Annotated in this window: 23 protein-coding genes and 2 pseudogenes; 15 read left to right on the forward strand and 10 right to left on the reverse strand. The window is 69.2% G+C overall.

From position 1 onward, the window contains the following. The first annotated feature begins 31 nt into the window (after window positions 1-31). The 6 genes from ACQY4O_RS08670 (at window position 32) to ACQY4O_RS08695 (ending at window position 5,417) form a co-directional block, all read left to right on the forward strand. The gene (locus tag ACQY4O_RS08670; protein ID WP_428375831.1) at window positions 32-1,654 is read left to right on the forward strand and encodes a diguanylate cyclase domain-containing protein; all 1,623 of its coding nucleotides are present in this window, start codon (window positions 32-34) and stop codon (window positions 1,652-1,654) included. Then, complete coding sequence (locus ACQY4O_RS08675; protein WP_428375832.1) at window positions 1,651-2,511, forward strand: hypothetical protein; 861 nt, start codon at window positions 1,651-1,653, stop codon at window positions 2,509-2,511. Before ACQY4O_RS08670 ends, ACQY4O_RS08675 begins: the two co-directional genes overlap by 4 nt. Before the next feature lie 156 nt (window positions 2,512-2,667). Then, on the forward strand, window positions 2,668-2,967 hold the full coding sequence (locus ACQY4O_RS08680) for a hypothetical protein (RefSeq protein WP_428375833.1): 300 nt from the start codon (window positions 2,668-2,670) through the stop codon (window positions 2,965-2,967). Window positions 2,968-3,065: 98 nt separating this feature from the next. Continuing rightward, on the forward strand, window positions 3,066-4,301 hold the full coding sequence (locus ACQY4O_RS08685) for a multidrug effflux MFS transporter (protein WP_428375834.1): 1,236 nt from the start codon (window positions 3,066-3,068) through the stop codon (window positions 4,299-4,301). Between the two features lie 68 nt (window positions 4,302-4,369). Further along, window positions 4,370-4,927: an FKBP-type peptidyl-prolyl cis-trans isomerase gene (locus ACQY4O_RS08690; RefSeq protein ID WP_428375836.1), complete on the forward strand. Its 558-nt coding sequence runs from the start codon at window positions 4,370-4,372 to the stop codon at window positions 4,925-4,927. Window positions 4,928-4,988: 61 nt separating this feature from the next. Continuing rightward, complete coding sequence (locus ACQY4O_RS08695) at window positions 4,989-5,417, forward strand: DUF488 family protein (RefSeq protein ID WP_428375837.1); 429 nt, start codon at window positions 4,989-4,991, stop codon at window positions 5,415-5,417. Between the two features lie 70 nt (window positions 5,418-5,487). Here ACQY4O_RS08695 and ACQY4O_RS08700 read toward each other — a convergent pair. After that, window positions 5,488-5,907 (reverse strand): annotated as a pseudogene (locus ACQY4O_RS08700) (transposase); the annotation flags it as partial. Continuing rightward, window positions 5,841-6,257 carry a transposase gene (locus tag ACQY4O_RS08705; protein WP_428375103.1) on the reverse strand — a complete coding sequence of 139 codons (417 nt, stop codon included), beginning with the start codon at window positions 6,255-6,257 and terminating at the stop codon, window positions 5,841-5,843. The pseudogene ACQY4O_RS08700 and the gene ACQY4O_RS08705, both read right to left, overlap by 67 nt. Before the next feature lie 274 nt (window positions 6,258-6,531). On the opposite strand from ACQY4O_RS08705, the gene ACQY4O_RS08710 reads away from it, so the two are divergent. Continuing rightward, window positions 6,532-8,340, forward strand: a complete 1,809-nt coding sequence (locus ACQY4O_RS08710) for a putative bifunctional diguanylate cyclase/phosphodiesterase (protein ID WP_428375838.1) — start codon at window positions 6,532-6,534, stop codon at window positions 8,338-8,340. Window positions 8,341-8,509: 169 nt separating this feature from the next. Here the strand turns inward: ACQY4O_RS08710 and ACQY4O_RS08715 are convergent, their stop codons facing one another. Beyond that, a complete protein-coding gene (locus ACQY4O_RS08715; RefSeq protein WP_428375839.1) occupies window positions 8,510-9,451 on the reverse strand; it encodes an NADP-dependent oxidoreductase in 942 nt (313 codons plus the stop codon). Between the two features lie 66 nt (window positions 9,452-9,517). Between ACQY4O_RS08715 and ACQY4O_RS08720 the strand changes: the two genes are divergently transcribed. Then, a complete protein-coding gene (locus ACQY4O_RS08720; RefSeq protein WP_428375840.1) occupies window positions 9,518-10,129 on the forward strand; it encodes a TetR/AcrR family transcriptional regulator in 612 nt (203 codons plus the stop codon). A gap of 57 nt (window positions 10,130-10,186) precedes the next feature. Here the strand turns inward: ACQY4O_RS08720 and ACQY4O_RS08725 are convergent, their stop codons facing one another. The 4 genes and pseudogenes from ACQY4O_RS08725 to ACQY4O_RS08740 form a co-directional block, all read right to left on the reverse strand. Further along, window positions 10,187-10,453 carry a hypothetical protein gene (locus ACQY4O_RS08725; RefSeq protein ID WP_428375842.1) on the reverse strand — a complete coding sequence of 89 codons (267 nt, stop codon included), beginning with the start codon at window positions 10,451-10,453 and terminating at the stop codon, window positions 10,187-10,189. A gap of 158 nt (window positions 10,454-10,611) precedes the next feature. Then, window positions 10,612-11,031 (reverse strand): annotated as a pseudogene (locus tag ACQY4O_RS08730) (transposase); the annotation flags it as partial. Next, a complete protein-coding gene (locus ACQY4O_RS08735) occupies window positions 10,965-11,381 on the reverse strand; it encodes a transposase (protein WP_428375103.1) in 417 nt (138 codons plus the stop codon). The gene ACQY4O_RS08735 and the pseudogene ACQY4O_RS08730, both read right to left, overlap by 67 nt. A 194-nt stretch (window positions 11,382-11,575) precedes the next feature. Next, window positions 11,576-12,607 carry a lipid A deacylase LpxR family protein gene (locus ACQY4O_RS08740; protein ID WP_428375844.1) on the reverse strand — a complete coding sequence of 344 codons (1,032 nt, stop codon included), beginning with the start codon at window positions 12,605-12,607 and terminating at the stop codon, window positions 11,576-11,578. 95 nt (window positions 12,608-12,702) lie between these two features. On the opposite strand from ACQY4O_RS08740, the gene puuE reads away from it, so the two are divergent. After that, a complete protein-coding gene (gene puuE / locus ACQY4O_RS08745) occupies window positions 12,703-13,641 on the forward strand; it encodes an allantoinase PuuE (protein WP_428378145.1) in 939 nt (312 codons plus the stop codon). 229 nt (window positions 13,642-13,870) lie between these two features. After that, window positions 13,871-14,554, forward strand: a complete 684-nt coding sequence (locus ACQY4O_RS08750; protein WP_428375846.1) for a cold-shock protein — start codon at window positions 13,871-13,873, stop codon at window positions 14,552-14,554. Window positions 14,555-14,641: 87 nt separating this feature from the next. Here the strand turns inward: ACQY4O_RS08750 and ACQY4O_RS08755 are convergent, their stop codons facing one another. Further along, on the reverse strand, window positions 14,642-15,664 hold the full coding sequence (locus ACQY4O_RS08755) for a hypothetical protein (protein WP_428375847.1): 1,023 nt from the start codon (window positions 15,662-15,664) through the stop codon (window positions 14,642-14,644). Next, on the reverse strand, window positions 15,661-17,739 hold the full coding sequence (locus tag ACQY4O_RS08760) for a phospholipase C (RefSeq protein WP_428375849.1): 2,079 nt from the start codon (window positions 17,737-17,739) through the stop codon (window positions 15,661-15,663). Before ACQY4O_RS08760 ends, ACQY4O_RS08755 begins: the two co-directional genes overlap by 4 nt. Window positions 17,740-17,973: 234 nt before the next feature. Here ACQY4O_RS08760 and ACQY4O_RS08765 point away from each other — a divergent pair, with 234 nt between their 5' ends. Next, the gene (locus ACQY4O_RS08765; protein ID WP_428375851.1) at window positions 17,974-18,126 is read left to right on the forward strand and encodes a hypothetical protein; all 153 of its coding nucleotides are present in this window, start codon (window positions 17,974-17,976) and stop codon (window positions 18,124-18,126) included. A 160-nt stretch (window positions 18,127-18,286) separates the two neighbouring features. Here the strand turns inward: ACQY4O_RS08765 and ACQY4O_RS08770 are convergent, their stop codons facing one another. Beyond that, the gene (locus tag ACQY4O_RS08770) at window positions 18,287-19,303 is read right to left on the reverse strand and encodes a glutamine synthetase beta-grasp domain-containing protein (protein ID WP_428375853.1); all 1,017 of its coding nucleotides are present in this window, start codon (window positions 19,301-19,303) and stop codon (window positions 18,287-18,289) included. Between the two features lie 369 nt (window positions 19,304-19,672). Here ACQY4O_RS08770 and ACQY4O_RS08775 point away from each other — a divergent pair, with 369 nt between their 5' ends. The 4 genes from ACQY4O_RS08775 to ACQY4O_RS08790 all read left to right on the forward strand — a co-directional run bounded on the left by ACQY4O_RS08775 (window position 19,673) and on the right by ACQY4O_RS08790 (window position 24,985). After that, window positions 19,673-21,016, forward strand: coding sequence for a YcjX family protein (locus tag ACQY4O_RS08775; RefSeq protein ID WP_428375855.1), 1,344 nt, complete (start codon window positions 19,673-19,675; stop codon window positions 21,014-21,016). A gap of 53 nt (window positions 21,017-21,069) precedes the next feature. Continuing rightward, window positions 21,070-21,936 carry a DUF697 domain-containing protein gene (locus ACQY4O_RS08780; RefSeq protein WP_428375856.1) on the forward strand — a complete coding sequence of 289 codons (867 nt, stop codon included), beginning with the start codon at window positions 21,070-21,072 and terminating at the stop codon, window positions 21,934-21,936. Between the two features lie 10 nt (window positions 21,937-21,946). Then, window positions 21,947-23,275 (forward strand): MFS transporter, encoded by a 1,329-nt coding sequence (locus ACQY4O_RS08785; RefSeq protein WP_428375857.1) that lies wholly within the window; start codon window positions 21,947-21,949, stop codon window positions 23,273-23,275. Window positions 23,276-23,467: 192 nt separating this feature from the next. Continuing rightward, window positions 23,468-24,985 (forward strand): xylulokinase, encoded by a 1,518-nt coding sequence (locus tag ACQY4O_RS08790; protein WP_428375859.1) that lies wholly within the window; start codon window positions 23,468-23,470, stop codon window positions 24,983-24,985. Window positions 24,986-24,995 lie beyond the last annotated feature (10 nt).

The raw sequence follows: 24,995 nt of genomic DNA on the forward strand, positions 1-24,995 counted from the left end.
CAAGCTGCGACACGCAGCATGGATCATCGGCATGAGCTTCATTGAACTTGGCCTGGTCGATCCCCCGCCGGCCCATTCCCCGCCGGCCCATTCCCCGCCGGCCCATTCCCCGCCGGCCCATTCCCCGCCGGCTGGGGCCCAGGCCTGCCACGCGCCGGTGCCGATCCCCGGCCTGGAGGCCTGCATGCGCGACAGCCGCAACCGCTGGCGCGCGCTCGTGGCACTTGGCGCCGACATCGCCTTCGAGACCGATCGCGACGGCCGCTTCGTCATGCTGTCGCCCGACCTCGTGCTCGGCTGGCAGGCGTCGCGGCTGATCGGCACGCCGGCTGCCGCCCTGCTCGCGCAGCCGGCGGGGGCGCCGCTGCCCAGCCTGTTCAACCCGTTCTCGGTCACCCGCCAGCGCCGGCGGCGACGGGTCTGGCTGCGGCACGCCGACGGCACCGCCGCCTGCCTGCTGCTCTCCAGCGAGCCGGTGTCTGCAGAAGGGGGGGCGGACGCCGCGGGCCCGGCGGCAGGCGCGGTACGCGGTATCGGCACCGACATCACGGTGCAGGACCGCTACGACGCCCGCCTCGCCTCCGACCTGCTGCAGCAGGAGAATGTCTGGCTCATCCTCGCCCGCATGCGCGATGCGCTGCTGCCGGCGCCGTCGCTCGCGATCGCGCTCGAAGAGCTGGTCAACGCGACGGACGCCCAGGGCGCCGCCCTGCTCCTGCACGACAGCAGCGCCGCCCTGCTCCTGCACGACAGCAGCGCCGCCCTGCTCCTGCACGACAGCCAGGCCGCCGGCGCCGCGCCCGCGGCGGAGCTGGTCCAGCCCCGGCTGGCTCAGCACGCCCTGGCCCAGAACACCCTGGCTCAGGGCGGACTGCCGTGGCCCGGCACCGCGCGAGCCCTGCGCGAGCTGGTGGCGGAGGCCTGCGCAAACAAAAGCGTGCCCTGGATACGGCAGATCCCGGATGTCGGGGTGTCGCTGCTGCTCTGCGCCAGCGGCAATCATTTCAGCGCCACCACGGTGCTGGCGCTGTGGCGCGAGGAAGCCGGCTGGACCGCGACCGAGACCGGCCTCGCCGGCTCGGTGCTGCATGCCATCCAGCCGGCGATCGAGCAGGAGCAGATCCAGCGCGAGACCGCGCGGCAATCGCGCACCGACCTGTTGACTGGCCTGCTCAACCGGCGCGGTTTCGAGCCGGAGGTCACGCGCCGGCTCGACCGCCTCGACCGGGACGGGCTGTGCGGCACGCTCATGGTGATCGCGATCGACGGCCTGCGCCACGTCAACGGCCAGAGCGGTATCGAGGTGGGCGATGCCACCCTCGTCGGCACCGCCGGCTTTCTCAGTAACGGCGTGCGGCCGACCGACCTCGTCGCCCGGCTCGGCGGTGACGTCTTTGCAACCTGGCTCGACGGGGCCGACCAGTTCGCAGCCGCCGAACGCGCCGAGTCCCTCGCGCGCAGTGGCGCGCCGCTGCCGGGCAACGGCTCCGCAGCACCCGGCCGGATCGGTCTCTCGATCGGCCTCGCCACCCGTCCGAGCCGCTCGTTCGAGGCCGTCGACAGCCTGCTGCGCCGGGCGACCGAAGCAATGCGGGCGGTCAAGCTGGCGGGCGGCGGACGCTGGCTGGTCTCCAGCGACGAGCCGATGCCTTGACCTCCGGCGCGCTCGCGGCCCGGCTCGACGAACTGCTGGCACCGTGTCCCGGGGGGCCGGAGCTTGCCGGCGCGATCGAGGCCAGCCTGCTGCGGCTTGTCGCCGGCACCTGGTCCGCACTGGTCGAGAGCTGCGCCGTGGTACTGGCGCCCGGCTCGGCCGAGGCGCTGCGCGTGGCGGCGGCGTCGCTCCCGGGAACCGAGCTGCTGCTGCCTCGCCTGGCCGCCGCCTTGAGTCCGGCCACCCTGCTCGGGCTGCCGATGCCGGACGGCGCCCGCGGCCGCTCGGCGATGGCCGCGACCCTGCTGGCGCAGCCGTCGCCGCAGCACCGCGAGCAGGTCCTCGATGCCCTGCAGGCCGGAACAGACACGGCAAGCCTGGGCGGGATCTGCACGAGCTGGGCGCGGCGCATGCTGGTCGCGACCCTGGGCAGCATCGACGCGCTGAGCCAGCAGGACCGCCTGGCCCTGCAGGAGCGGCTGCTGGCGCTTCGGCGCGACGCCTCCGGCCCGCACGCTGCCCGGCTGGCGCCGCAGGATGGCGAGGCAGGCGATCCGGACGGGGATCTCGGGGAAGCCTTGTCGGCAGCGTCGCACCGTCGCGCCAGCCGGATCCTGGCGGCGCGCGCCGGCGTTCCGCCCGCAATGGTCGAGACCGCGATCACCCGGCGGGACCGCGAGGGGTTGCTGGCGCTGTGCCGCGCCGCCGGCGCCGGCCCGGAGGAGACCATGGCACTGCAAATCCAGCTCGCCCGCATCTGTCCCAGCCAGACCCTGGCTTGCACTGCCCCCGGATCGCTTGCCGGCACCTGGCGTCTCGAGGCGCTGCGCGGCCGGCTGGACGGGCTGGCGGACTGACGACGAAAGCCGTGGCCGGAACCGGCGCCGCGCCAAAGCAGGCGCCCCCGCTTAGCGGGCGCCCGCAAACACTGCGTGAGCGACAGGAACCACGGGTTGACGTTTCGGTAGCGATTGTTAATTTTGATCCAGGGATCAGGAATTGGACAATCAGCCGTGCAGCAGCCTGCTTCGTCATCGGCCGAGATCGTCCGGATTCCCGTCAGTGCGGAGGCGAGGCTGCTGGCGGCCCTGCGCATGCTCGAGACCCGGCTCGCCGAGCAGCGCACCGCCGTTGCGGCGTGGCGCGACGAGATCGGCCGCCTGTCCGCCCTGCTGCAGACCGTCGGCACGGGAGCGCAGGCGGTGCAGCAGGATCTCGGCGTGATGGCGGCCGACCTCGATCGCAGCCGCAGCCTCTGCCTCGAGACGGCGGCCGGGCTGGACGCGGGTCGCCTGCGAGGCGCCGAACAATAACGCGAGCCGGCCTGCCTGCCGGACGTTGACACCGCCCGGCCGACGGCTGATCAGGGGTGCCTGCAGCCCCCAAGCCGGCCCGCGAGTTCCCGACGCCGATGAGATCCAGGACGCCTGGCCTGATTATCGTGCTGCTGGCACTGCTGACGGCGGTCGGCCCGATCTCGACCGACATGTACCTGCCCGCCTTCCCGGCGATGAAGGCGGAGCTGATGGCCCGGCCGGGCGAGGCGCAGATCACGCTGGCCGCCTGGTTCCTGGGCCTGTCGATCGGCCAGATCACGCACGGCCCGCTGTCGGACCACTATGGCCGCCGGGTGCCGCTGCTGCTCGGCACCGCGCTCTACACCATCGCCTCGATCGGCTGCGCCACGGCGCCCTCGATGACGGTGCTGTCCTGCTGGCGCCTCGTCGCAGCCTTCGGGGGAGCCGCCAGCCTGGTGATCCCGCGTGCCGTCATCCGTGACCTGGTGGTCAACGGCCTCGAGGCGGCGCGGCTGATCAGCCGGCTGACCCTCGTGATGGGCGTGGTGCCGATCCTGGCCCCCACCCTGGGCGGCGTCATCGCCGAGCATCTGGGATGGGAGGCGATCTTCTGGGTCGCGGCCCTCTATGGCGTCCTCTGCACCGCCCTGATCTGGCGCTACCTGCCCGACACGCTGCTGCCCGAGCGGCACGTCACGCTGCGGCTGGTGCCGGCGCTGCTGCGCTATCGCCGCGTCTGGCGCGACCGCGTGTTCCGCTTCCACGCGCTAGAGGGCGGCTGCGGCACCTTCAGCCTGTTCGCCTTCCTCGGCGGGGCGCCGACGGTGTTCCTCGGCCGCTACCACCTGTCGCCCACGCTGTTCGGCACCATCTTCATCCTCAACGCGAGCGGCTACATCATCGGCGTGCAGGTGAACGCCCGCGCGGTACGGCGATACCATCCGGGCCGGGTGCTGACCGCCGCCGCGCTCGGGCTGATCGCCACCTGCGCGGCGATGCTCGCGCTGGCGCTCAGCGGGCTGTGGGGCGCGCCCGGTATCGCGCTGTGCATGATGGCCTGCATGGCGACGCTCGGCTTCCTGTTGCCCGGTGCCGCGATCGGCTCGCTGCTGCCGCATGCCGCCGAAGCCGGCAGTGCCTCGGCGCTGTACGGCACCACGGTGTTCTTCATCGGCGCCTTCAGCACCGTGCTGGTGGGCGAGATCGGCCGCGGCAGCCCGGTGCCGATGGCGGCGCTGATGCTGCTGGGCGCGTTCGGGGCGTTGCTGTGCGACCGCCAGCGGCCACGCCGTGCCCGTCGCGGTTCCAGGAGCCGGGCAGGCCGGAGCGGCACCCTCGTCGGCGGCTGAGGGCCCCGGCGCGCTTGTCGAGCGTGATCCGGCGTGATGATATCCGCCGCCTTTTGCCCGGAGCGCCCATGCGACCTGCCCGCACCTTGTCCCGAGCCGGCCACCCTGTCCTGAAGCGCGGGGTCCTGAAGCGCGGGGTCCTGAAGCGCAGGGTCCTGAAGTGGGGGGCCCTGACGTGCGGCGTCGTTGCCCTCGCGGCGGTCCTCGGACTGTCGTGCGGTCCGGCGCGCGCCGACGAGGGCGATGACTTCATGCGCCACATGGCGACGCAACCGGGCGTCAAGACGCTGCCCTCCGGTCTTGAATACAAGGTGCTGCAATCCGGCGACCCGCATGGGTCGCCGCCAGCGCCCGGCGACCAGCTCGTACTCAACTACGACGGCAAGCTGACCGACGGCGCGACCTTCGACAGCACCCAGCAGCAGGGCGGCATGGCCCGGATGACCTTCAACGGGCTGGTCCCGGGTTGGATGGAAGGCCTGCGGCTGATGCGGCCGGGCGACATCTGGATGCTCTACATCCCGAGCAAGCTCGGCTACGGCGCCAACGGGGCCGGTCCGATCCCGCCGAATTCCGCTTTGGTGTTCAAGATCGAGCTGGTCGCGGTGCATCCTGCCGGCGGCTGACCGCGGCCGGCCGCCGCCGCCGCTCCACACGATCGGCTACCAGGCCTGCAGCTTTGCGGCGGTGCGCGATGCCCTGCTGGGCGCCGGTGTCGGCCTGCTCATCGACGTTCGCGCCGTGGCCGCCTCACGCCGCCCCGGCTTCTCCAAGCGCGTGCTGGCAGCGGGGCTGGCCGAGGCCGGGATCGGCTACCTGCACCTGCAGCCGCTCGGCACCCCGAAGCCCGGCCGCGATGCGGTGCGGCGCGGCGACATCACGACCATGCAGCGCATCTTCTCCATGCACATGCGGCATGATCGCCCGCAGGCCGCCCTGGCGGAGGCGCGCGAGGCGGCCCGCGAGACCCGGGCCTGCCTGCTGTGCTTCGAGCGCGATCCGGCGCATTGCCACCGAACCCTGGTCGGCGCGATGCTATGCACCGATACGCGCCAGCCGCTCGTCCACCTGCACGCTGCACCGCTAGAGCAAGACCGGCTCAAGTTGAGCCGGTAAACTTGCTCTACCAGATTGATCTAGAGACTGATTCACGTCTCAGGCTGGTTCAGCCTGAGACGATCAGGCTCTAGGTCATGTGGACGGATTTGGACAAGATGAGGCCGCAGGCGAAGGCCACGATTGACTCGTAGTTCTGCCGGGTTTTCTCGCATCGCAATGTTACTCGCTTGAAGCGCTTGAGCTTGCCGACTGCCTGCTCGATACGGGCGCGAGTTTTGTAGAGCAGCCTCGGGAAGTGCCTGGGGCTGTGGACGGTGATCTTGCGGACCGGAATCAGTGGGACGATGCCAAGCTCTCGTGCTGCGCTTCGGTTGCTCTTGGCGTCGTAGCCTTTGTCAGTCAGCACGGCACGCGGCTTGATGTCGGGACCGATGCCGAGCAACAGGGGGAACTGCGGGCTGTCGTTGGCCTCGCCGCCGGTCAGATGGAAGGCGAGTGGCTGCCCATCGAAGTCGGTCTTGAGGTGGATTTTGGTCGAGAAGCCGCCGCGCGACCGGCCAAGCGCCTGATTTTGCTGCCCCCTTTTGCACCTGCGGCCGAGACATGAGCGCGAACCGTAGTGCTGTCGAACATCTGCACGAGGTGCGCTCTGGGGCTGAGTTCGGCCAGCGACTGAAAGAATGCCTCGAAGACACCGCTGTTGCTCAGCCGCGAGAACCGCTTCCAGACCGTGTTCCAGAGCCCGTATTCGGCTGGCAGCGCCCGCCACGAGACGTTCTGCAGCGTGAAGAAATGCAGCGCCTCGAGAAAGCGTCTGTCATCACGAGCCTTCTCGCCCCGCCTCGGAAGACAGCCCCGGAAGACCTCCAGAACGATCTCCCAATCCTCCTCGCTCATCCGCGTCAGCATCAAACAGGTCCACTTCTGCCGACCCGCTATGAATCACTGATCGACCGTCTTGTGAATCCCTGGCCGATTCCGTCCACATGACCTAGTGGAATAAAATTGCCCCGGATTTCACAAGGTTGTAACCATTTCCGGGTCACTATCCTGGGCGACAGGACCTCTTCGGGATCGGAGCGACGCGTGCTGAGACCTAGGCTTCCTGGCAGACTGCGGCTTCCTGTCAGACTGCGTCGCGACGCCGTTCCTGCGTCCGGGCACTGACCGGATGGCCCGTCCGCCGCCCGTCAAGATCAGCAGCGAGCGCCTGGTGCTGCCGCGTCCGGGCCAGATCCTGGGCGAAGGCGAGGACAGCGCGTTCAGTGCCTTTGCGCGTGTCGCCATGCGCGGGCTCGACGTCCCGCTCGCCCTGGTGCTGGTCGACGAGCACGGCAAGCTGCAGATCAGGGGCGCTTTCGGGCGCTCGCTCGGCGAGACGCTGCCGATCTCGATCATCCGCACGCAGATGGACAGCCAGCGCCGGATGACGCTGGAGATCGCCGATCTGCAGCATGATCCGGCCTTCCTCGCCTCTCCCGAGGACGAGCGCCACTCCGGCTTCGGCGCCTATGCCGGCGCCACGCTGCGCGACGGCTCGGGCGCCTCGATCGGGGTGCTCTGCGTCCTCGACCACAAGGGGCGCCGGTTCGGCCGCGAGAGCCTCGCCATCCTGGCCGACCTCGCCCGGGCCGCGGGCTCCCTGCTCGCGTTCGAGCCCGGCCAGGAGGCACGCACCGACATCGGTTCCGAGGCGGTCACCGCGCTGCCCGGCCGCGAGGCGCTGGAGGGCGCGCTCGACCGGCTGGTGGAAGGCGCCGAGCGGGCCAACACCACCTCGCTGCCGCCGGGCTTCGGTGTCCTGCGCATCGATATCGGCCGGCTGGCCGAGCTCAACGAGATGCATGGCCGCGGCGCGGTGGACCAGGCGCTCAAGCAGATCGCCGGACGGTTGAAGTCGGTGACGCCCTCTCCCGGCTTCCTGGCCCATCTCGGCGGCGGCGGCTTCGCGCTCGTGGTGGGCGGTCGGGTCACGGCGGCCGACATCGAGGCGGTGGCGGTCCGCGCGATGGACCGGCTGCGCGAGCCCGCCCATCTCGACGGGCTGGACGTACCGCTGCGCCCGTCCGCGGGGATTGCCAGCTACCCCGCGGACGCACTCGACAGCACCGGCCTGCTGCGCAGCGCCGAGGCGGCGCTGAGCCATGCCAAGCGCCAGGGCGACGGGCGGCACATCCATGCGACGCCGAACCTGCTGCAGACCTACGAGCTCAGCGCCGGCATCGAGCAGGACCTGCAGCGCGCCACCATGAACGGCGACTTCACGCTGAACTGGCTGCCGGTGATCGACACCGCCACCGAGAAGGTGGTGAGCTTCGAAGCCCTGGCGCGCTGGCACCGGCCCGGCTACGGCGACATCTCGCCGGAGATCTTCATCTCCTGTGCCGAGGCCACCGGCCTGATCGAGCAGATCGACGGCTGGGTGCTGGCGGCGGCGTGCCGGGAGGCGCAATCCTGGGAGCAGGCGCTCGGCGTCTCGGTCAACATCTCGCCGGTCTGGATTTCCCACAACCGGCTGCCGTCACTCCTGCAGCGGGTGCTGGACGAGACCGGGCTCGATCCCACCCGGCTGCAGATCGAGCTGTCCGAGCGGGTGCCGTTCGGCTCGGACGGCATGACCCGGCGCGAGCTGTCGCAGGTCCGTGCGATGGGCGTCAGGCTGGCGCTCGATGATTTCGGCACCGGCTATTCCTGCCTGGGCCTGCTCGGAACCTACCCGTTCGACCAGGTCAAGCTGGACAGCCAGTTCGTGCAGGCGATCGGGCGCGACCGACGCGCGGAAGCCATCACCCGTGGCGTGCTGCAGATGGTGCAGTCCCTCGGCATGACCAGCTGCGCCGAGGGCGTCGAGACCGAGGAACAGCTGGCGTTCCTGGACGCGCATGGCTGCGAGGAAATCCAGGGCTACCTGATCGGCCGCCCGATCCCGCGCCTGCCACGCCAGGTCGGCTCGATCCGCGCGATGGAAGACCAGGCCTGAAGGCTGCGCAGGTCGCTCTCGGAGGCCGCAAAGGCGCGAGGCGAGCGTTGCGGCCGTCCGCCAAAACTCTCGCCCGACCGAATCGCTCCTGGCGAGCGGCTGGTTGGCGACGGAACCCGCGTCCGTGCGACGGCCAGGCGGCTCAAATGCCCTTCCTGCCGCAGCGACTTCAAGCTCTGGCGGCAGCGCCCGTCGGGAGGAGGATGAGTTTGCCGTGGGCGTGCCCGCTCAGGCTGAGGTCGAGCGCCTCGCGCCAGTCCTCGAGTGGAAAGCTGCGCGCGACCGGCACGGTGAACCGCCCCTCGGCGGCGAGCTTCGCGAAGTCGCCAAGCACGCTGTAGCGCAGCTCGCTGTCGAAGCTGTTGCGTACACCCAACTCGTCGGCCGCAGCGCCGTGGTTGCTGACAGTGAGCACGCGGCGCCCATCGCCGCCGGCGATCGTGACGAGATCGGGCAGCACGCCGCTGGTGGGGCCGGCATCCAGGATCAGGTCCGGCGCTCCCCCGCCGATGTCGAGCACCCGCTCGACCATGCCGTCCCCATACGGCGTAACCTCGGCGCCGAGCGCGCAGAGCTTTCCGGCGAAGGTGTCGCCTGCGACCGCAATCACCCGCGCCTTGCGCATGATCGCCATCTGCACGGCGGCGAAGCCGACCATCGTCCCCGCGCCATACACCACGAGCGTCCGCTCGGCCGCCACCGCCAGGATGTCGAGGCTCCGACAGGCGGTCTCGACCGCCATCGGCAGTGCTGCCGCCTCGACGAGATCGAGGCCCTGCGGCGCCGGCGTCCAAACGGCCAGGACCGCCTCGTCGGACGCTCCGGCGCTCGGATAGCCCCGGTAATCGGGCACGCCCAACACGCGATCTCCGACCCCTACGTCCGTCACGCCCTCGCCCACCGCCTGCACCGTTCCGGACACATCCAGGCCGACGCCGCGCGGGAGATCGCCGGCGAACAGGCCCCGGCAGAGAGACCAGTCCGCCGGATTGAGCCCGCACGCGTGCATCCGCACGCCGACCTGCCCGGCGCGAGGGATCGGCACCGCGGCGTCTTCCAGATGCAGCATGTCCGCCGGTTCGCCGTACGCATGGAAACGAAGCGTCTTCATCGGCCGTGGATCTCCCGTTAGCGTCAGGGGCTGACATATAAGCGTAGAGACGGTGCCTGACAATAAGTGTATGGGCTGGTCATGCCACGCAGCCGAGCCGACGCGCGCCGTCGCCTGCAGCAGGCGACGTTGGAGCTGTGCCGCGAGCACGGCTACGACGTGACGACGACGGCTGCGATCGCCGCCAGGGCCGGCGTTACGGAGCGCACCTTCTTCCGGCACTTCCCAGACAAGCGGGAGGCGTTGTTCGACGGAGAAGAGGCGTTCCGCGACGCCTTGACCGACGCGGTTGGCGGGGCGCCCGCGGGGCTGGCCCCCATGGACGCACTGCTCTGCGCGTTCCGCTCGGTCGAGCCGATGCTTGAGCGCAATCGTGGCTTCACCGAGCCCCGGCAGGAGATCATCGCCCGTACTCCGGCGCTGCAGGAGCGGGTGCTGACGAAGACGGCAAACTTGACGAGCGCCTTGTCCGCGGCTCTACGCCGTCGGGGCTTCGAGGACGGCCTCGCGACCCTCGCGGCCAAGGTCGGGATCGCCGTCCTCGGCTACGCCGTAAAGGCCTGGTTCGACGATCCGAGGCCAGGCCTGGATGCGCACCTGAGACACGCCTGCAATGCGCTGCATCATCTCTTGCCGACCATCGATACGTCCGGCCTGAACGTCGAAGTATCGGAATGAACATCCGTTATCCGCCGTCTCGGGAGACCACCAGCAGCAGGCGTTTACAAGTAGCCTCTAGCCGCTGCGGCGGGTGCTTTGTCGGGTCGGTCCATTATTGTTCAGGCTGAAGGCGATGCCGCCCGCGACGAGGCCGGTCATCAGCGGCGTCATCCAGGCCGGACGCAGCAGGAACGGCATCAGCCCCTGTTGCCAGAGGCCTTCCCATGCATGCCGGACGATCGAGCCGTGCAGGCGTCCGAGCATCGAGGGGTCCATCGCCAGCAGCATGGCGCCGAGGCTCATCTGCGGCGGCAGCAAGGCGGCGATGGCGAACGCACTCACCAAGGCGAGGGCCGACAGACACGCGAAAACGCGGACCGCGACGATCCGTCGGGTACCGCGCGGGGCCGGCCTGCCATTCCTGCGCTTGAGGCTGTAGCGCGTGACCTGTACTCCTGGCTTCGTCCCGGCCCACTTGTTCCGTCCCAGACGGCGCGACACTAGGTCATGTGGACGGATTTGGACAAGATGAGGCCGCAGGCGAAGGCCACGATTGACTCGTAGTTCTGCCGGGTTTTCTCGCATCGCAATGTTACTCGCTTGAAGCGCTTGAGCTTGCCGACTGCCTGCTCGATACGGGCGCGAGTTTTGTAGAGCAGCCTCGGGAAGTGCCTGGGGCTGTGGACGGTGATCTTGCGGACCGGAATCAGTGGGACGATGCCAAGCTTTCGTGCTGCGCTTCGGTTGCTCTTGGCGTCGTAGCCTTTGTCAGTCAGCACGGCACGCGGCTTGATGTCGGGACCGATGCCGAGCAACAGGGGGAACTGCGGGCTGTCGTTGGCCTCGCCGCCGGTCAGATGGAAGGCGAGTGGCTGCCCATCGAAGTCGGTCTTGAGGTGGATTTTGGTCGAGAAGCCGCCGCGCGACCGGCCAAGCGCCTGATTTTGCTGCCCCCTTTTGCACCTGCGGCCGAGACATGAGCGCGAACCGTAGTGCTGTCGAACATCTGCACGAGGTGCGCTCTGGGGCTGAGTTCGGCCAGCGACTGAAAGAATGCCTCGAAGACACCGCTGTTGCTCAGCCGCGAGAACCGCTTCCAGACCGTGTTCCAGAGCCCGTATTCGGCTGGCAGCGCCCGCCACGAGACGTTCTGCAGCGTGAAGAAATGCAGCGCCTCGAGAAAGCGTCTGTCATCACGAGCCTTCTCGCCCCGCCTCGGAAGACAGCCCCGGAAGACCTCCAGAACGATCTCCCAATCCTCCTCGCTCATCCGCGTCAGCATCAAACAGGTCCACTTCTGCCGACCCGCTATGAATCACTGATCGACCGTCTTGTGAATCCCTGGCCGATTCCGTCCACATGACCTAGAGCAGCATCCGTCCAATTGGAATCGCTACGCACGGCCGGATGGTGGATTAACCCGCTCCACCGCGTGACATGCCGAAACCCGGTGCGGGCGGCGGCTCAGAACTTCGCCGACAGCACGACCGAGCCGAAACTGAACAGGCCGCCTTTCTGGCCGTTGAACTCCTCGGTCTGCCAGGTCTGCGTATAGGCCAGCCGCACCCCGTGATAGAGCAGGGCCAGGCCGCCCTCGAACTCGCCGACATCCCAGATCTTGGAGACGTGCGGCTCGCCGCTGCGGAACGTGCTGCCCTGCAGCGTCGCGTCGTAGGCCACCGCCTGCCCATCGAGCCCGGCAAAGGCATACCAGGCGAACGGCCGCGTCGCCTTGTAGGCGTCAGTGCCGTCGAGGCCCGGACTGATGCGCGGCGTGCCGAAGTCGGAGTTCAGCCCCTGGCCGATCCGCACCGTGCCGCCGAGCTGGGCATAGGTCCTGAAGTCGCCGCCGGCCGCGGTGGCCGAGGGCAGCAGGTCCACCGAGATCCCGTAGGCATCCACCACCGGGAAGCGCCAGGTCCGGCTCGCCTGCAGCTGCAGGATCGGCTGGTTCGGCAGCTGGTACGACCAGCCACGGTTCGGGGTGTCGCCGATCAGGCTGTGGAACCCGTTCTGGACCTGGTAGCCGCCGGCATACGAGCCGAGCACGCCGGCCTGCACGCCGATCACGCTGCGTGTGGTGTCGGTGTCGCTGATCAGGTTGGCGGTCGCGAGCAACACGCCGGCATAGGGCCGGTCGAGCGGGTTCGGCGGGTCGAGCTGGGTGCCGCGCGGCGTGAAGATGGATTGCTGCAAGCCGAAGGCGATGCGCTGCACGCCGTCGCCCCAGATCAGCCGGTTCAGGTTGGAGATCGCCGGCGGCTGGTTGTCGGTGCCGGACGTCCAGCCGATCCTGAGCCCGCTGGTATAATACTGGTCCGAGGTCCCCTTCAGGGTGGAGACCGCATCGTTCTCGCCCTGCAGGGTCCAGGTGCCGTACGGGTCCTGCAACGGCGTCGCCGCCGCCGGGTTCGTCAGGGCGCCGGCCGCGGCCAGCCCCAGCAGGCCCGAACCGAGCCCAAGACGGCGCAGACGGGTGACAAAGCTACGCGTCATGGTGCTCACTATGCGGTATTCCTGGCTCGCCTTCTGGCCGGGCGTTCACCTGCGACCGCTTTCCTTCTAAGAGGTTCATCCTCCTGAGCAAACCCCTGCCCGGTGCCGAGCCGCCGTATCCGCGCGACCTGCGCGGCTATGGGGCGAACCCGCCACACCCGCGCTGGCCCGGCGATGCGCGCATCGCGGTGCAGTTCGTCGTGAACTACGAGGAGGGTGCCGAGGCCTGCATCCTGCACGGGGACGCGGCATCCGAGACCTTCCTGTCCGATATCGTCCCGGCACTTCCGGTCGCAGGCGCGCGGCACATGAACATGGAGAGCCTGTACGAATATGGCAGCCGCGCCGGCATCTGGCGCCTGCTGAGGGTGTTCGCGGAGCGCGGGATGCATTTCACCAGCTATGCCGTCGGCATGGCCATCGAGCGCCTGCCGGAGGTGGCGATCGCCATGGCCGAGGCGGGACACGAGGTCGCGTCGCACGGCTATCGCTGGCTCGACTACCAGTTCGTCGCGCGCGCCCGCGAGCAGGACGACCTGCGGCGCGCCATCGAAGCCCATACCCGCATCCTCGGCAGCCGGCCGCTCGGGTTCTACCTCGGCCGCTGCAGCCCGCACACCAGCAGCCTGGTCGCCGAGGATGGCGGCTTCCTGTACTGGTCGGACAGCTACGCCGACGACCTGCCCTATTGGGATGTCGCCTGCCGCAACAGCGCCGGGCGGCCGCAGCTTGTCATTCCCTACACGCTGGACGCCAACGACATGCGGTTTGCCTCCGCGGCCGGCTACGCCAGCGGCGACGACTTCTTCGCCTACCTGCGAGACAGCTTCGACATGCTGTACGCAGAGGGCGAGACGGCGCCGAAGCTGCTGTCGATCGGCCTGCACTGCCGCCTCGCCGGACGACCGGGACGGGCGCTCGCGCTGGCCCGGTTCCTCGACCATATGCAACGCCGCGAGCGGGTATGGATCGCGCGGCGGATCGACGTCGCCCGGCACTGGCACGCCGAGCATCCATACGGCCCAACGATTTAGGGTTGGCTTGACCGCTGGTGATGCAACCCTGCAACAGCATTAAACTTAGATGACAACCCTGCCGCGCAATTCTAACACGATACCGTGATGGGTGGCGGTCGTCGGTGCGGTGCTGACCATGCTATGCCATGCTCCGACGCCTTCCAGAGTGAAGGCTGTCGAACGCCTACCGCCTCCACACGGTGCGCCTGCACAGGCCAGCACCCCCTAGATCCCGGGATTACGACCGTTGAGAAGTAACAGGACCGACCGCAGCCCCCGCTCCCCGCGCCGCGGCGGATTTGACGATGATTTCGTGCCAGCTCCCACATTCACGGATCGAGGCGGCCCGCCGCGCCGGCCGTTGGGCGGCGGCGGTGGTGGCTCGCAGGTCATTGCCTCGGGGCCGGAGATCAGCGCCAGCGTGAAATGGTTCAACAGCGAGAAGGGCTTCGGCTTCGTCGAGCTGTCGGACGGCTCCGGCGATGTGTTCCTGCATGCGAACGCGCTCAGCCAGTCCGGTCATGACAGCGTCAGTCCGGGTGCCACACTCGGCGTGCGCATCGGACAGGGCCCCAAGGGGCGGCAGGTCGCCGAGGTGATCTCGGTCGACGAGAGCACAGCGCAGCCGGAGCGCCCGCGTTCCGCGGCGCCCGGCGGTTTCGGCGCGCCACGCACCGGCGGCGGCTTCCGCAGCGGCCGCACCACCCCCGACCTGTCCCAGGCCGAGGAGGTGCGCGGCATCGTCAAGTGGTACAACGCCACCAAGGGCTTCGGCTTCATCACCCCCGACACCGGCGGCAAGGACATCTTCGTGCATGCCTCGGCACTCGAGCGGTCCGGCCTGTCGAGCCTGAACGAGGGGCAGTCGACCCGTGTGCAGGTTGTACAGGGCCAGAAGGGTCCGGAAGCCGCAGCGATCAGCCTCGCCTGATGGCGCCATGCCCGCCCCGGCCGGGGCGGGCATCCATGCGAGCGGCGAGCGCCCCTGCCACCCACGGTGGGAGGGGCGCTCTGCGTTTCAGCGCACGCCGTCGATCAGGCCGCCCTGGTTCCACAGCGCATTCGCACCACGCGCAAGCCTGAGCGGGCTGGTCTCGCCGGCCCGTGCGGCAAAGATCTGGCCGTAATTGCCCGAGGCCGCCACTGCGCGAGCGGCCCAGCCATCCTGCAGGCCGAGCAGGCTGACCAGGCCGGGCGTCGGCCGCATAAGCGGGCCGGTCACGGTGGCATCGCCGACCAGCCGACCGGCCGCATCGCGCGTGACGCCCGTCCGCTCCGCCTCCACCAGAGCCGCGACGACATCGCTCACGACGGCTGTCCAGGCAGGATCGTCGTCCCGGGTGGCGGGCGCGAACGGGTCGATCGAGATCATCTGCGGCAGGATCTCGAACTGGTCCCGCATGGCGTGGAACCCCGACCGCATGCCCGCCAGCCACGACACGCTGGAGGTGATGGCGTCGCAGTTGCCGCTGGTCAGCGCCGCCTCCATCTCGCCGATCTCCTCGAACGGATGATGACGGATCGCGACCTGCTTGCGGGCCGACCAGTCGACCAGACCGTCCTCGGCCGGTGTTTCGGAGATGTAGCAGACCAGGTGGTCGGCGAGGTCGACAGGGGCGTACAGATGCAGCCGCTTTGCCACCAGGAAGCCCTGTCCGTCGATGAATATGGAGGGGGCAAAGCGCAGATGGTGCAGCAGGGCGCCCGTCGCATCCGGCGTCATGCCGATCAGGAGCGCGATCTGCCGGGCCTTCATCGCCGCCAGCGCATGCCCCTCGTCCGGAAAGCCTTTCAGCTCGACTTTGAGCGGATCGCCGAGCACCGCGGCCGCCACCGCGCCGCAGAACGGGGCCGCGAAGCCGGACAGGTCGCCGTGGGTGTCGGACTTGGTGAAGTCCTCCTGCTCGACGATGATCCCGCAGGAGAGCCGCCCGGCAGCCCGGACCTGGTCGATCGTGCGCTGCCGGGTCTGCGCGGATGCAGACGAAGAAATGGCCGCCCCGACAAGCAGGGCGGCCACGGCGCAGCCGAAGCGGATCACGGAGTCCAGGTGCCCGATGTCGGGGTGCCCGGGGTGGTGCTGGGACGCGGGTTGAAGTCCGCCGGAGCCGGGTCGATCAGCTTGCCGGTGGCGTAGTCGGTCGGGATGATGTTCAGCGCGGTGCAGCCGTTACCGCCATAGTGCGGCAAGCTGTGCGTGATAGAGACCGGGATTTCGGCATATTCGGCCGGCAGCGGCGACATCTGGCCGGACAGGCGGGAGTTGTCGAACGCCGAGAACAAGTCGCCGGGCTGGCTGTCGGCGCCGTCGGCTGGACCAAGGTTATCCTGGCCGAACTCCTGCTTGCCGAGCGCGCGGCCCTTCACCTCGTCCGGCAGCGCGGCGAGCGGGGTGAGGTTGAACATCTCGTTGATGAACTTGATGACCGAGCTGTGCTCCGCATACTCGTGGCTGATCGCATGCACGCGGTTGTACGGCGAGATCACGATGAGCGGGATGCGCGGACCGGCCGCGAGCGGGTTGCCCTCGGGGTCGAGCTCGCGGAAGTGCGGCAGGGCGTGGTCGTAGAGCCCGTCGGTCTCGTCGTAGGTGATGATGATCGCGCTATCCTTCCAGTACGGGGAGGCGGCGATCGCGTTGACCTCGTCGGCCAGCAGTGTCTCGGCGATCTGCGTGTCCGAGTAGCCGGGATGGTCGTCGCTGCCGGGGAAGGCCTTGCGCACGGTCGGGTTCGGATCGACCGGCAGCAGCCCGTCATTGTTGCCGTAGCCGCCACGCACATAGAACACGCCGCCGGCGGCGGGCAACTTCTGCGCGGCGACGTCGCCGTAGAAGTCGCCGAGACCGTGCAGGTTGGTCGTCACCTTCGGGTTGTCGCCGACATAGCCAAAATATTGCGGCCCGTTATGATGCGTGATGTAGGTCGCGTGGCTGTCGACGCCGTTGGTATCCGTCGGCTCCAGGTCGTAGCCCTCCTGGTACCAGCCCCAGTTGGTGGGTACCACCTGCTGGCTGGCGATGGTGCGGATATCGTCCTGCACGTCGAGCAGGTCGAGTGCGGGGTTCTGGTCGGTCTGGATCGTCTGCACGATCTTGTTGCCCATGAAGGACAGCGGCAGCGTGGCATAGGTCTGGTTCAGGCCGGGCGTCGCCGGGCTCACATCGTTCGGCCCGTATGGCGGGCGGGCGGCTGACGTGTCGTAGTTCGACCCGGCATAGGGACCGACATCGCTCACCACCGGCTCCCCACCGGTCGCCGCCACCACCGGGTTGGTGCTGTTGCTGCCGGTGCTGGGATGCAGCGCCCACTGGGTCTCGCCGGACTGGCCGGCGATCATCGCAATCGCGTTCGGCGTCGACGGCCCGATGATGGTCTGGTGCATCGCGTCGAACAGCGTGAAGCGATCGGCGAACTGCCACAGGAACGGCACCGTGTTGCAGTCGTCGTGGCTCATGACAAGCTCACCCTTCTGCTTGGAGGCTTGGGTCGGGTTGCTGGTGGCCGCGACCCCGGTCGAGAGCGAGACGATCTTGCCGTCCTTGGTGGTCAGGCCTTCCTCGTTCAGCGCATAGCGGTCGTTGGCGGCGACGCCGCTGCTGACATCGAGCGAATTGTCGATGCCGGTATGCGAGTGGTCGACGGAGTCTGTGTCGGCCGGGTAGAGCTGCACCGTCTTGCCGCCGGCCGCGGTCACCGTGTTCGGGATCAGGAACGGCGACACGGTGCCGACGCTGCCGTCGGTGTTGACGATCGTCTGGGTGAACCCCGGGGTCTGTGCGGCCGGCTGGCTGAACAGCCCGTTGGCGCCCGGGAAGGTCCCCAAATGGAAGTCGAACGAGCGGTTCTCCTGGAACAGCACGAAGATGTATTTCACCTTCTTTCGCAGCAGCGCGAGCTTCCGGGCATGCGAGAGGACCGGCTCGCCGGCAGGTGAGTGGGTCTGCGCCAGCACCGCCGCACTCGAGGCCGGCCCGATCGTGACCATGGACGCGTCATTGCTGGTCTGCGAGGCGAATTGGGCCTGCACGCCCGCGGCACAGGCGACGAGCGGCTGCATGACCATCGAAGCTGCGACGATCGTGCTGGTACAGGTCAGGCGAAAGCGATGGGACATGGCGAGTGACCTCAGGGGCGTGATATGCGGCTTCTGCATAGGTCGCCGCCCGAGGGCAGAAAAGCGTCTGGCGATTACAGTTCCGAGACGTTTCGAGAAGGGATCGACCCCGGAAGCGGCCAAGGGTTGCGAGCCCTGTGGCCAGGACATGTCTGCCGCTTGCACGCAAGGCTTGGCCGTACCGCAACCTGGGCGGGTAGATGCAGCTTATCGGAGTGTATCGGAGCAGGATAAATGAACGACACGCCACATCTTCTGGCCATCGTCGAAAGCAAGATGGCGCAGGTCAGGACGCAGCTAGAGCATGGCAGCGAGACCAGGGCAAAGGAGCTGCTTGAAGAGATAAGGATCTACTCGGAGGAACTGCGCCTGCACCTCGCCGCCTGAGGATATGTACTTCCCAGCCGCGACGCGCGAGGGGAAACGGGGTTTGGGGCCCGAGGCCCCAACGGGTCCAGGGCAGCGCCCTGGCCTTGCTGTTTCGAAGCGTCTGCACGCCGCCGTGCCCAGGAACCGGGCATTCGGCAGCGGCAGTCACGGCCGCCGTTCAGGTCGTCGGGACGGAGGCGATCGTCTTGAGAATGCGCGACGCGATCTGGTACGGGTCGCCCTGCGAGTTCGGACGGCGATCCTCCAGGTAGCCGCGGTAGTCGTTGTTGACGAAGCTGTGCGGCACCCGGATCGAGGCGCCGCGATCGGCGACGCCGTAGCTGAAGCTGTGGATCGACTGGGTCTCGTGCAGGCCGGTCAGGCGCAGATGGTTGTCGGGACCATAGACCGCGATGTGCTCCTCGCGGCTGTCCTCGAACGCCTGCATCAGCCGCTCGAAATACGCCTTGCCGCCGACCTCGCGCATGTAGCTGGTGGAGAAGTTGGCGTGCATGCCCGACCCGTTCCAGTCGGTGTTGCCGAGCGGCTTGCAGTGATACTCGATATCGACGCCGTATTTCTCGGTCAGCCGCTGCAGCAGGTAGCGCGCGACCCACATCTCGTCGGCGGCCTTCTTCGACCCCTTGCCGAAGATCTGGAACTCCCACTGTCCCTTGGCGACCTCGGCATTGATGCCCTCGTGGTTGATGCCGGCATCGAGGCAGATGTCGAGATGCTCCTCGACGATCTTGCGGGCGAGGTCGCCCACGTTGCTGTAGCCGACGCCGGTATAGTACGGCCCCTGCGGCGCCGGGTAGCCGCTCTCCGGGAAGCCGATCGGGCGGCCATTTTTGTAGAAGAAATACTCCTGCTCGAAGCCGAACCAGGCACCGGGATCGTCGAGGATGGTGGCGCGCCCGTTCGACGGATGCGGCGTGCCGTCCGGCAGCATCACTTCGCACATTACGATGCCGCCGTTCTTGCGCTGGCTGTCGGGGAACAGCGACACCGGCTTCAGCACGCAGTCCGAGTTGCCGCCTTCCGCCTGCTTGGTCGAGCTGCCATCGAAGCCCCAGAGCGGCAGCGCATCCAGCGTCGGCGCGCTGTCGAACTCCTTGATCTGCGTCTTCCCCCGAATATTCGGCACGGGGGTATAGCCGTCGAGCCAAAGGTATTCGAGCTTATACTTTGTCATGCAGCAATCTTCTCATGGCTTGTCGTGAAGCGAGAACCCCGGGAAGCCCAAGCGGCCCGGCAACATCAAGGGCGCGGCGCCTCCGAGCATGATCCGTGCCAACCCGACATGATCCGGACGCACGGGCGGGTAGCCCTGGCACCACAACCAGGGCATCGTCCGTGCGCTCAGAGCCTGTCTGCAAACGCCTGCTGCTGGCGATCCCCCACTTTCCTAAGGATGGGCGCCTTTTCTGTGCTCCGCTGCTCACGGCCAGTAGGCCGCTCCGCTGCGGTGCTCGAAAAGTCACGCCGGGCGCGGCCCTTCAGGCCGCTCTCATCCAGCATCAGGCGTTTGCAAACAGGCTCTCAGAGCATCTAGGAATACGCCTTGCCGAACTGGAGCCTGCGCCGGCTGCACAACCCGCTCGATTATGTCCGGCCGCGCGTCGTGCGCCTCGGCGTCACCGGGCTGGCGCGCGCCGGCAAGACCGTGCTGCTGACCGCGCTCGCGGCCACGCTGCTCGCCCCGGAGGCATTGGGCGGCCGCATCCGGCGGGTCCGCGTCGCCGCCAGCGGCGCCGGCCCGCTGCCGCGTTTCGACCAGGCCCGGCACCTTGCCTCCCTTGCCGCCGACCCGCCGCGCTGGCCGGAGCGCACCGACCAGGTCTCGCTGCTCGCCCTCGAGCTGGAACTCGCAGCACCATTGCTGCCGCGGCGCCTGGTCCGGCTGGAGCTGCTGGACTACCCAGGCGAATGGCTGCTCGACCTGCCGCTGCTGGACCAGAGCTACGGCGAGTTCTCCCGCGCCGTGCTGGCGAGGCTGGAGCAGCCCCGCCTGGCGCCTCTGGCCCGCGACTTCCTGGCCTTCGCCGGCGGCCTGCCCGAGCGCGCCGCTGCCGACGAGGCGCTGGCCGAGGCGGGGCACGGGCTGTACCGCAGCCTGCTGCACCGGCTGCGCGACGAGGCCGGCCTGTCGCTGCTGCAGCCCGGGCGCTTCCTGATGCCGGCTCCGGGCGCCTCGCCGCCCTGGGAGCGGTTCTTCCCGAGCCGGGGCAGCGGCGGCCTCGCCAGCCTGATGGCGCGCCGCTACGACGCCTATGTCGACGCCGTCCGCAGCTCGCTGGTCTCGCCGCTGTTCGGCGACATGGACCGGCTGGTGGTGCTGGCAGACCTGCTCGGCGCGCTGCATGCCGGAGCCGAGGCGTTCGCCGATGCGCAGGCCGCCCTGTCGGCCGCCGCCGGCGCGCTGCGCTGGCGCGGGTCCTGGATGGACACGGTCGCCTCGCTCGCCCGGCTGCAACTGCCGCCGCGCATCGTGCGACGGGTCGCCTTTGCCGCCACCAAGGCCGACCACGTCGCCCTACGCCAGCGCGGCAACCTGGGCCGCCTGGTGCGCAGCATCGCGCAGCTGCCCGACGAGACGATGGCGAGCGATGGCGCCCGCAGCGCCGGCTTTGCCATCGCCGCGGTTCGCTGCACCGAGGATTTTGTCTGGACGCTGGACGGCCATCCGGTCTCCGCAGTGCGCGGGCGGGTGCTCGGCGAGCGCCAGATGACGCGATCCTATCCTGGCGAGGTTCCCGACCGGGCGCCCGATGCAGCCTTCTGGGCGCACCCGTTCCTGAACCTGCCTGCCTTCGAGCCGGTGCGGCTGCCGCAACAGGGCCGCCTCGGCGTGCCCAATATCGGCGTCGAGGCGCTGCTCGGCTGGCTGCTGGAGGACCTGCTGTGAGCGTCGATCTCCCAGAATCGCCACTCATCCCGCCACGCAGCCCGCCACGCATCATGCCGCGGATCGAGGCCGAGTCGGGCACCGCCGCCAGGCTGGAGCCGCAAGCCGTCGAGGCGCTGCCGGGCGCCGTCGCCGCGGACCGCGACGGCCCGGGTGCCGCGGGGCGCTGGAGCACGCCGGCCCTGATGCTGGGGGGCGCCGCAATCCTGGCAGTCGGGCTGGCCGCGCTGCAGACCGGCAACTTCGTCGCCGCCGAGTTCGCGCGCAACGTGGTGCTCGGCTGGCTCACGCTCGTCATCGCCGTGCTCGGCTTCGGGCTGATCCTGTCAGGCACCGCGCGCGAGATCCACGCGCTGTTCCGCCTGCGCAGCGTCGACCGGCTGCGCCAGGACCTGGTCTCGCCGGATGCCGCGATCCGCACGCGCGCCGCGCGGCGCTGGCTGGGAGAGGTCGAGGGCGGTCGCGCGCTGCTGCCGCCGCTGGCCGCCCTGAACGACCCCGACGCCATCGTGCCGCTGCTGCGCGCCGGCGTCGAAGCCCGGCTGCGCGCCCGCTCGGATGCGCTCGGCCGGCGCGCGGCGCTGCAGGTGGTGGCCGGCATGGCGGCGACCCCGGCGCCGTCGCTGGTGGTGCTGCTGGTCAGCTGGCGCGGGCTGCGGCTGATCCGCCAGGTCGCCGGCGTCTATGGCATGCGGCCCGGCCTGCTCGGCACGCTGGCCCTGCTGCGCCGCTCGGCGCTGGCCGCGGGCGCCGCAGCGGTCACCGAGGTCGCCGTGAACAGCGCGGCGCACGCGGCGCTGAGCACCCCGTTGCTGGCGCATCTTGCGGGCGAGATGGCCGGTGGCGCGGTCGCCGCACGCCGCATGACGGTACTGGCGCGCGCCACCGCGGTCGCCTGCAGCCCGCTGCCGCCCGCCTGACCGCGATCCTATGCGGCTGGCCCGCCTGCTCGAAGGCTTCCGGAAACTCGTCACCGCCGGACCGGACGACCTTCTCCGCGATCCCACCTATCGTCGTCTCTGGGCCTCCGTGCTGGCGAGTTCGTTCGGTATGCAGATCATGCTGCTCGCCCTGCCGCTGACCGCGGCGGTGTCGCTGCGCGCCTCCCCCACCGCCATGGGCCTCCTCACGGCGATGGAGACCCTGCCCTTCACCCTGTTCTCGCTGCCATCCGGCGTCTGGCTTGATCGCGTGCGCAAGCTGCCGGTCTATGTCACCGGTGAGCTCGCGCTCGCGGCGGCGGCCGTGAGTGTTCCGGTCGCGCACTGGCTCGGTTTCCTGTCGGTTCCCTGGCTCCTGCTGGTCGCGTTCGTCGTGGGCCTGGTCAACACCACGGCCGGCAGCGCCTCGCAGATCGTCCTCAACCAGATCGTCGGACGCGACCGCCTGATCGAAGCCTATGCGAAGAACGCGCTCGCCAACTCCGGCGCCGAGGTCGCGGGGCCGGCGATTGCCGGTCTGCTCATCAGGTTTCTCGGGGCGCCCGTGGCACTCCTCTTCAACGCCGTCCTGCTGCTGACGTCGGCCTCGATCCTTGGCGGCATCAGCATCGACGAGACTCCAGCGCGCGGTGCCGGCGGATTCTGGCTGGAGCTGCTGGCCGGCGGCCGGTTCGTCCGCCGGACCCATCTTCTCGTTGTGCTGGCCGGGTTTGTCGCCGCCTGGGAATTCTGCAATGGCTCGGCAGTCGGTGTGAACATCCTGTTTGCCACGCGCGACCTGGCGATGAGCGGCGCGGCGGTCGGCCTCTCCTATGTCTGCCTCGGCGTGGGAACCGTGCTCGGGAGCCTGGTTGGCGGACGCCTGAGCCGGCGAGCCGGTCCGGGCCGGTGCATCATTCTGGGCTTTGCACTCACCGCGTCCGGCTCGCTGGTCCTCGCCGCCTCTCCCGCCGGGCACCTGGGCCGGGTCGCGTTCGCCGTCGATCTGATGCTGCTGGGCTTCGGTGCAATCCTGATCTTCGTCAACTTCATCGCCCTGCGCCAGGCGGCGACGCCGACGGCGATGCTCGGTCGCATGACGAGCACCATGCGCTGGTTGATCCTTATTCCGGCCGCCCCGGGTGCCCTGATCGGCGGGTGGCTCGGACAACATGAAGGCCTGCGCGCCTCGCTTGCTTTCGCCGCATGCTCAGGCTGGCTGCTGACACTTCTCGCCCTGCGCAGCCCTGTCCTGCGCGGCATCACGGCGCTTCCCGATCCGGATGATTTTAGTCCGGACCTCGAAGCCGAACCGCCGGCGCATCAACCGGTCTGCTAGCCAGCCACCTGAGACCCGGCCTAGCAGCCTGCCGGACCATCGACATGATCACGGTGACGCAAAACCGCGGTATTTAGGTAGTTTTATTACCTCTCTGGTCGCTGTTCAACGGTTACGGCGGCCCGACCTGCTTGACGAGGGGCAAAGCCGGGAATAACGCTACCGGTCTTGCTGGCCGGGAGAGACCCCTCGATGGCTCAGGATCTCGTGCTGGCGATCGATATCGGCACCGGCAGCGTGCGTGCGGCAGCGGTCGATCTGGCCGGGCGCATCATCCATGTCGTGAGCCGCGAGCATGACCAGATCGTCCCGCAATTCGGCTGGGCGGAACAGCGCGCCGCCGCCTGGTGGGATGGCGTTGTATCCACCATCCGCAGTCTTGCCGGCGCGGTGGAGCACCTGCAGGACCGCATCGCCGCGATCTGCGCCTGCGGCCAGATGCACGGCACCGTGCTGCTCGATGCCGAGGGGCGCCTGACGCGCGAGACCGTGCCGCTCTGGAACGACAAGCGCACGACGGCGCTGGTCGAGGATTTCGAGGCTCGGCATCGGCCGCAGGACTACCTGCGTGACAGCGGCAACCCGGCCACCCCGGCCTGGCCCGCCTTCAAGCTCGCCTGGCTGCGCGAACACGACCCCCGCGCCTATGCGCGCACCCGAAACGTGCTGATGCCGAAGGATTTCGTGAACTACCGGCTGACCGGCATCGCCGCGATGGACCCCGGCGATGGCTCGCTGAGCTTCCTGATGGATCCGGCCACCGGCACCTGGTCGGACCGCATGGCAGTGCTGCTTGGTCTGGACATCGGCATGCTGCCCGACCTGCGCCAGCCGCTCGAGATCCTCGGGTCGTTGACTGCGGACGCGGCCGCGCTGACCGGGCTGCGCGCGGGCACACCGGTATTGGTCGGAGGCGCGGACTACCCGGTCGCCCTGCTCGGCTCGGGCGTCTGCCGGCCCGGCCTGGCGTCGGACGTCACCGGCACTTCCTGCATCATCACGGTCATCAGCGAGCGGCCGCTGCTCGATCCCGAGATCTGCAACGTCGCCACCATCGAGGGCGGCTGGGGCGCGTTCATGCTGCTGGAGACCGGCGGCGATGCGGTGCGCTGGGGCCGCCGTGCGCTGCATGACGGCCGCGCCGACTACGCCGCCATCATGGATCGCGCGGCGGCGGCGCCGGCCGGTGCCGACGGGCTGCTGTTCCTGCCGTACCTGACCGGCGAGCGGCTCGGCGCGTCGCGCAACGTGCGGGCGCAGTTCTTCGGCCTCTCCGCCGGGCACGGCCTGGCCCATCTCGACCGCGCCCTGGTCGAGGGCGTGGCCTTCGCCGCCACCCACTCGCTGCGGCTGATGGCCGCCGCCGCGGGCCATGCGATCGAACGCGTCGTCGCCTCCAGCGGGGCATCGAAGAGCGACCTGTGGCTGAAGATCAAGGCCAGCGCCTACAATGTCCCCGTGCTGGTTCCCGAGGAGCCCGAATGCGGCATCGTCGGCTGTGCCGCGATGGCCGCGACCGCGCTCGGCCATTACGCGACCCTCGGCGCGGCAGTGGCCGGCTGCGTGCGCCATCGCGGGGAGATCCTGCCCGATCCGGCCTGGGCCGAGCGCTACGCCAGGCTGCAGCCGATCTTCGACGCCGTCACCGCGCACAGTCGCGGCCCGCAGGCGCAGGCGCTTTACGACGCGCTGGACCGGATATCCCACTGAGCGCGGAGAC

Source organism: Lichenicoccus sp. (genome assembly GCF_965277665.1).
In the GTDB taxonomy this organism is placed as follows: domain Bacteria; phylum Pseudomonadota; class Alphaproteobacteria; order Acetobacterales; family Acetobacteraceae; genus Lichenicoccus.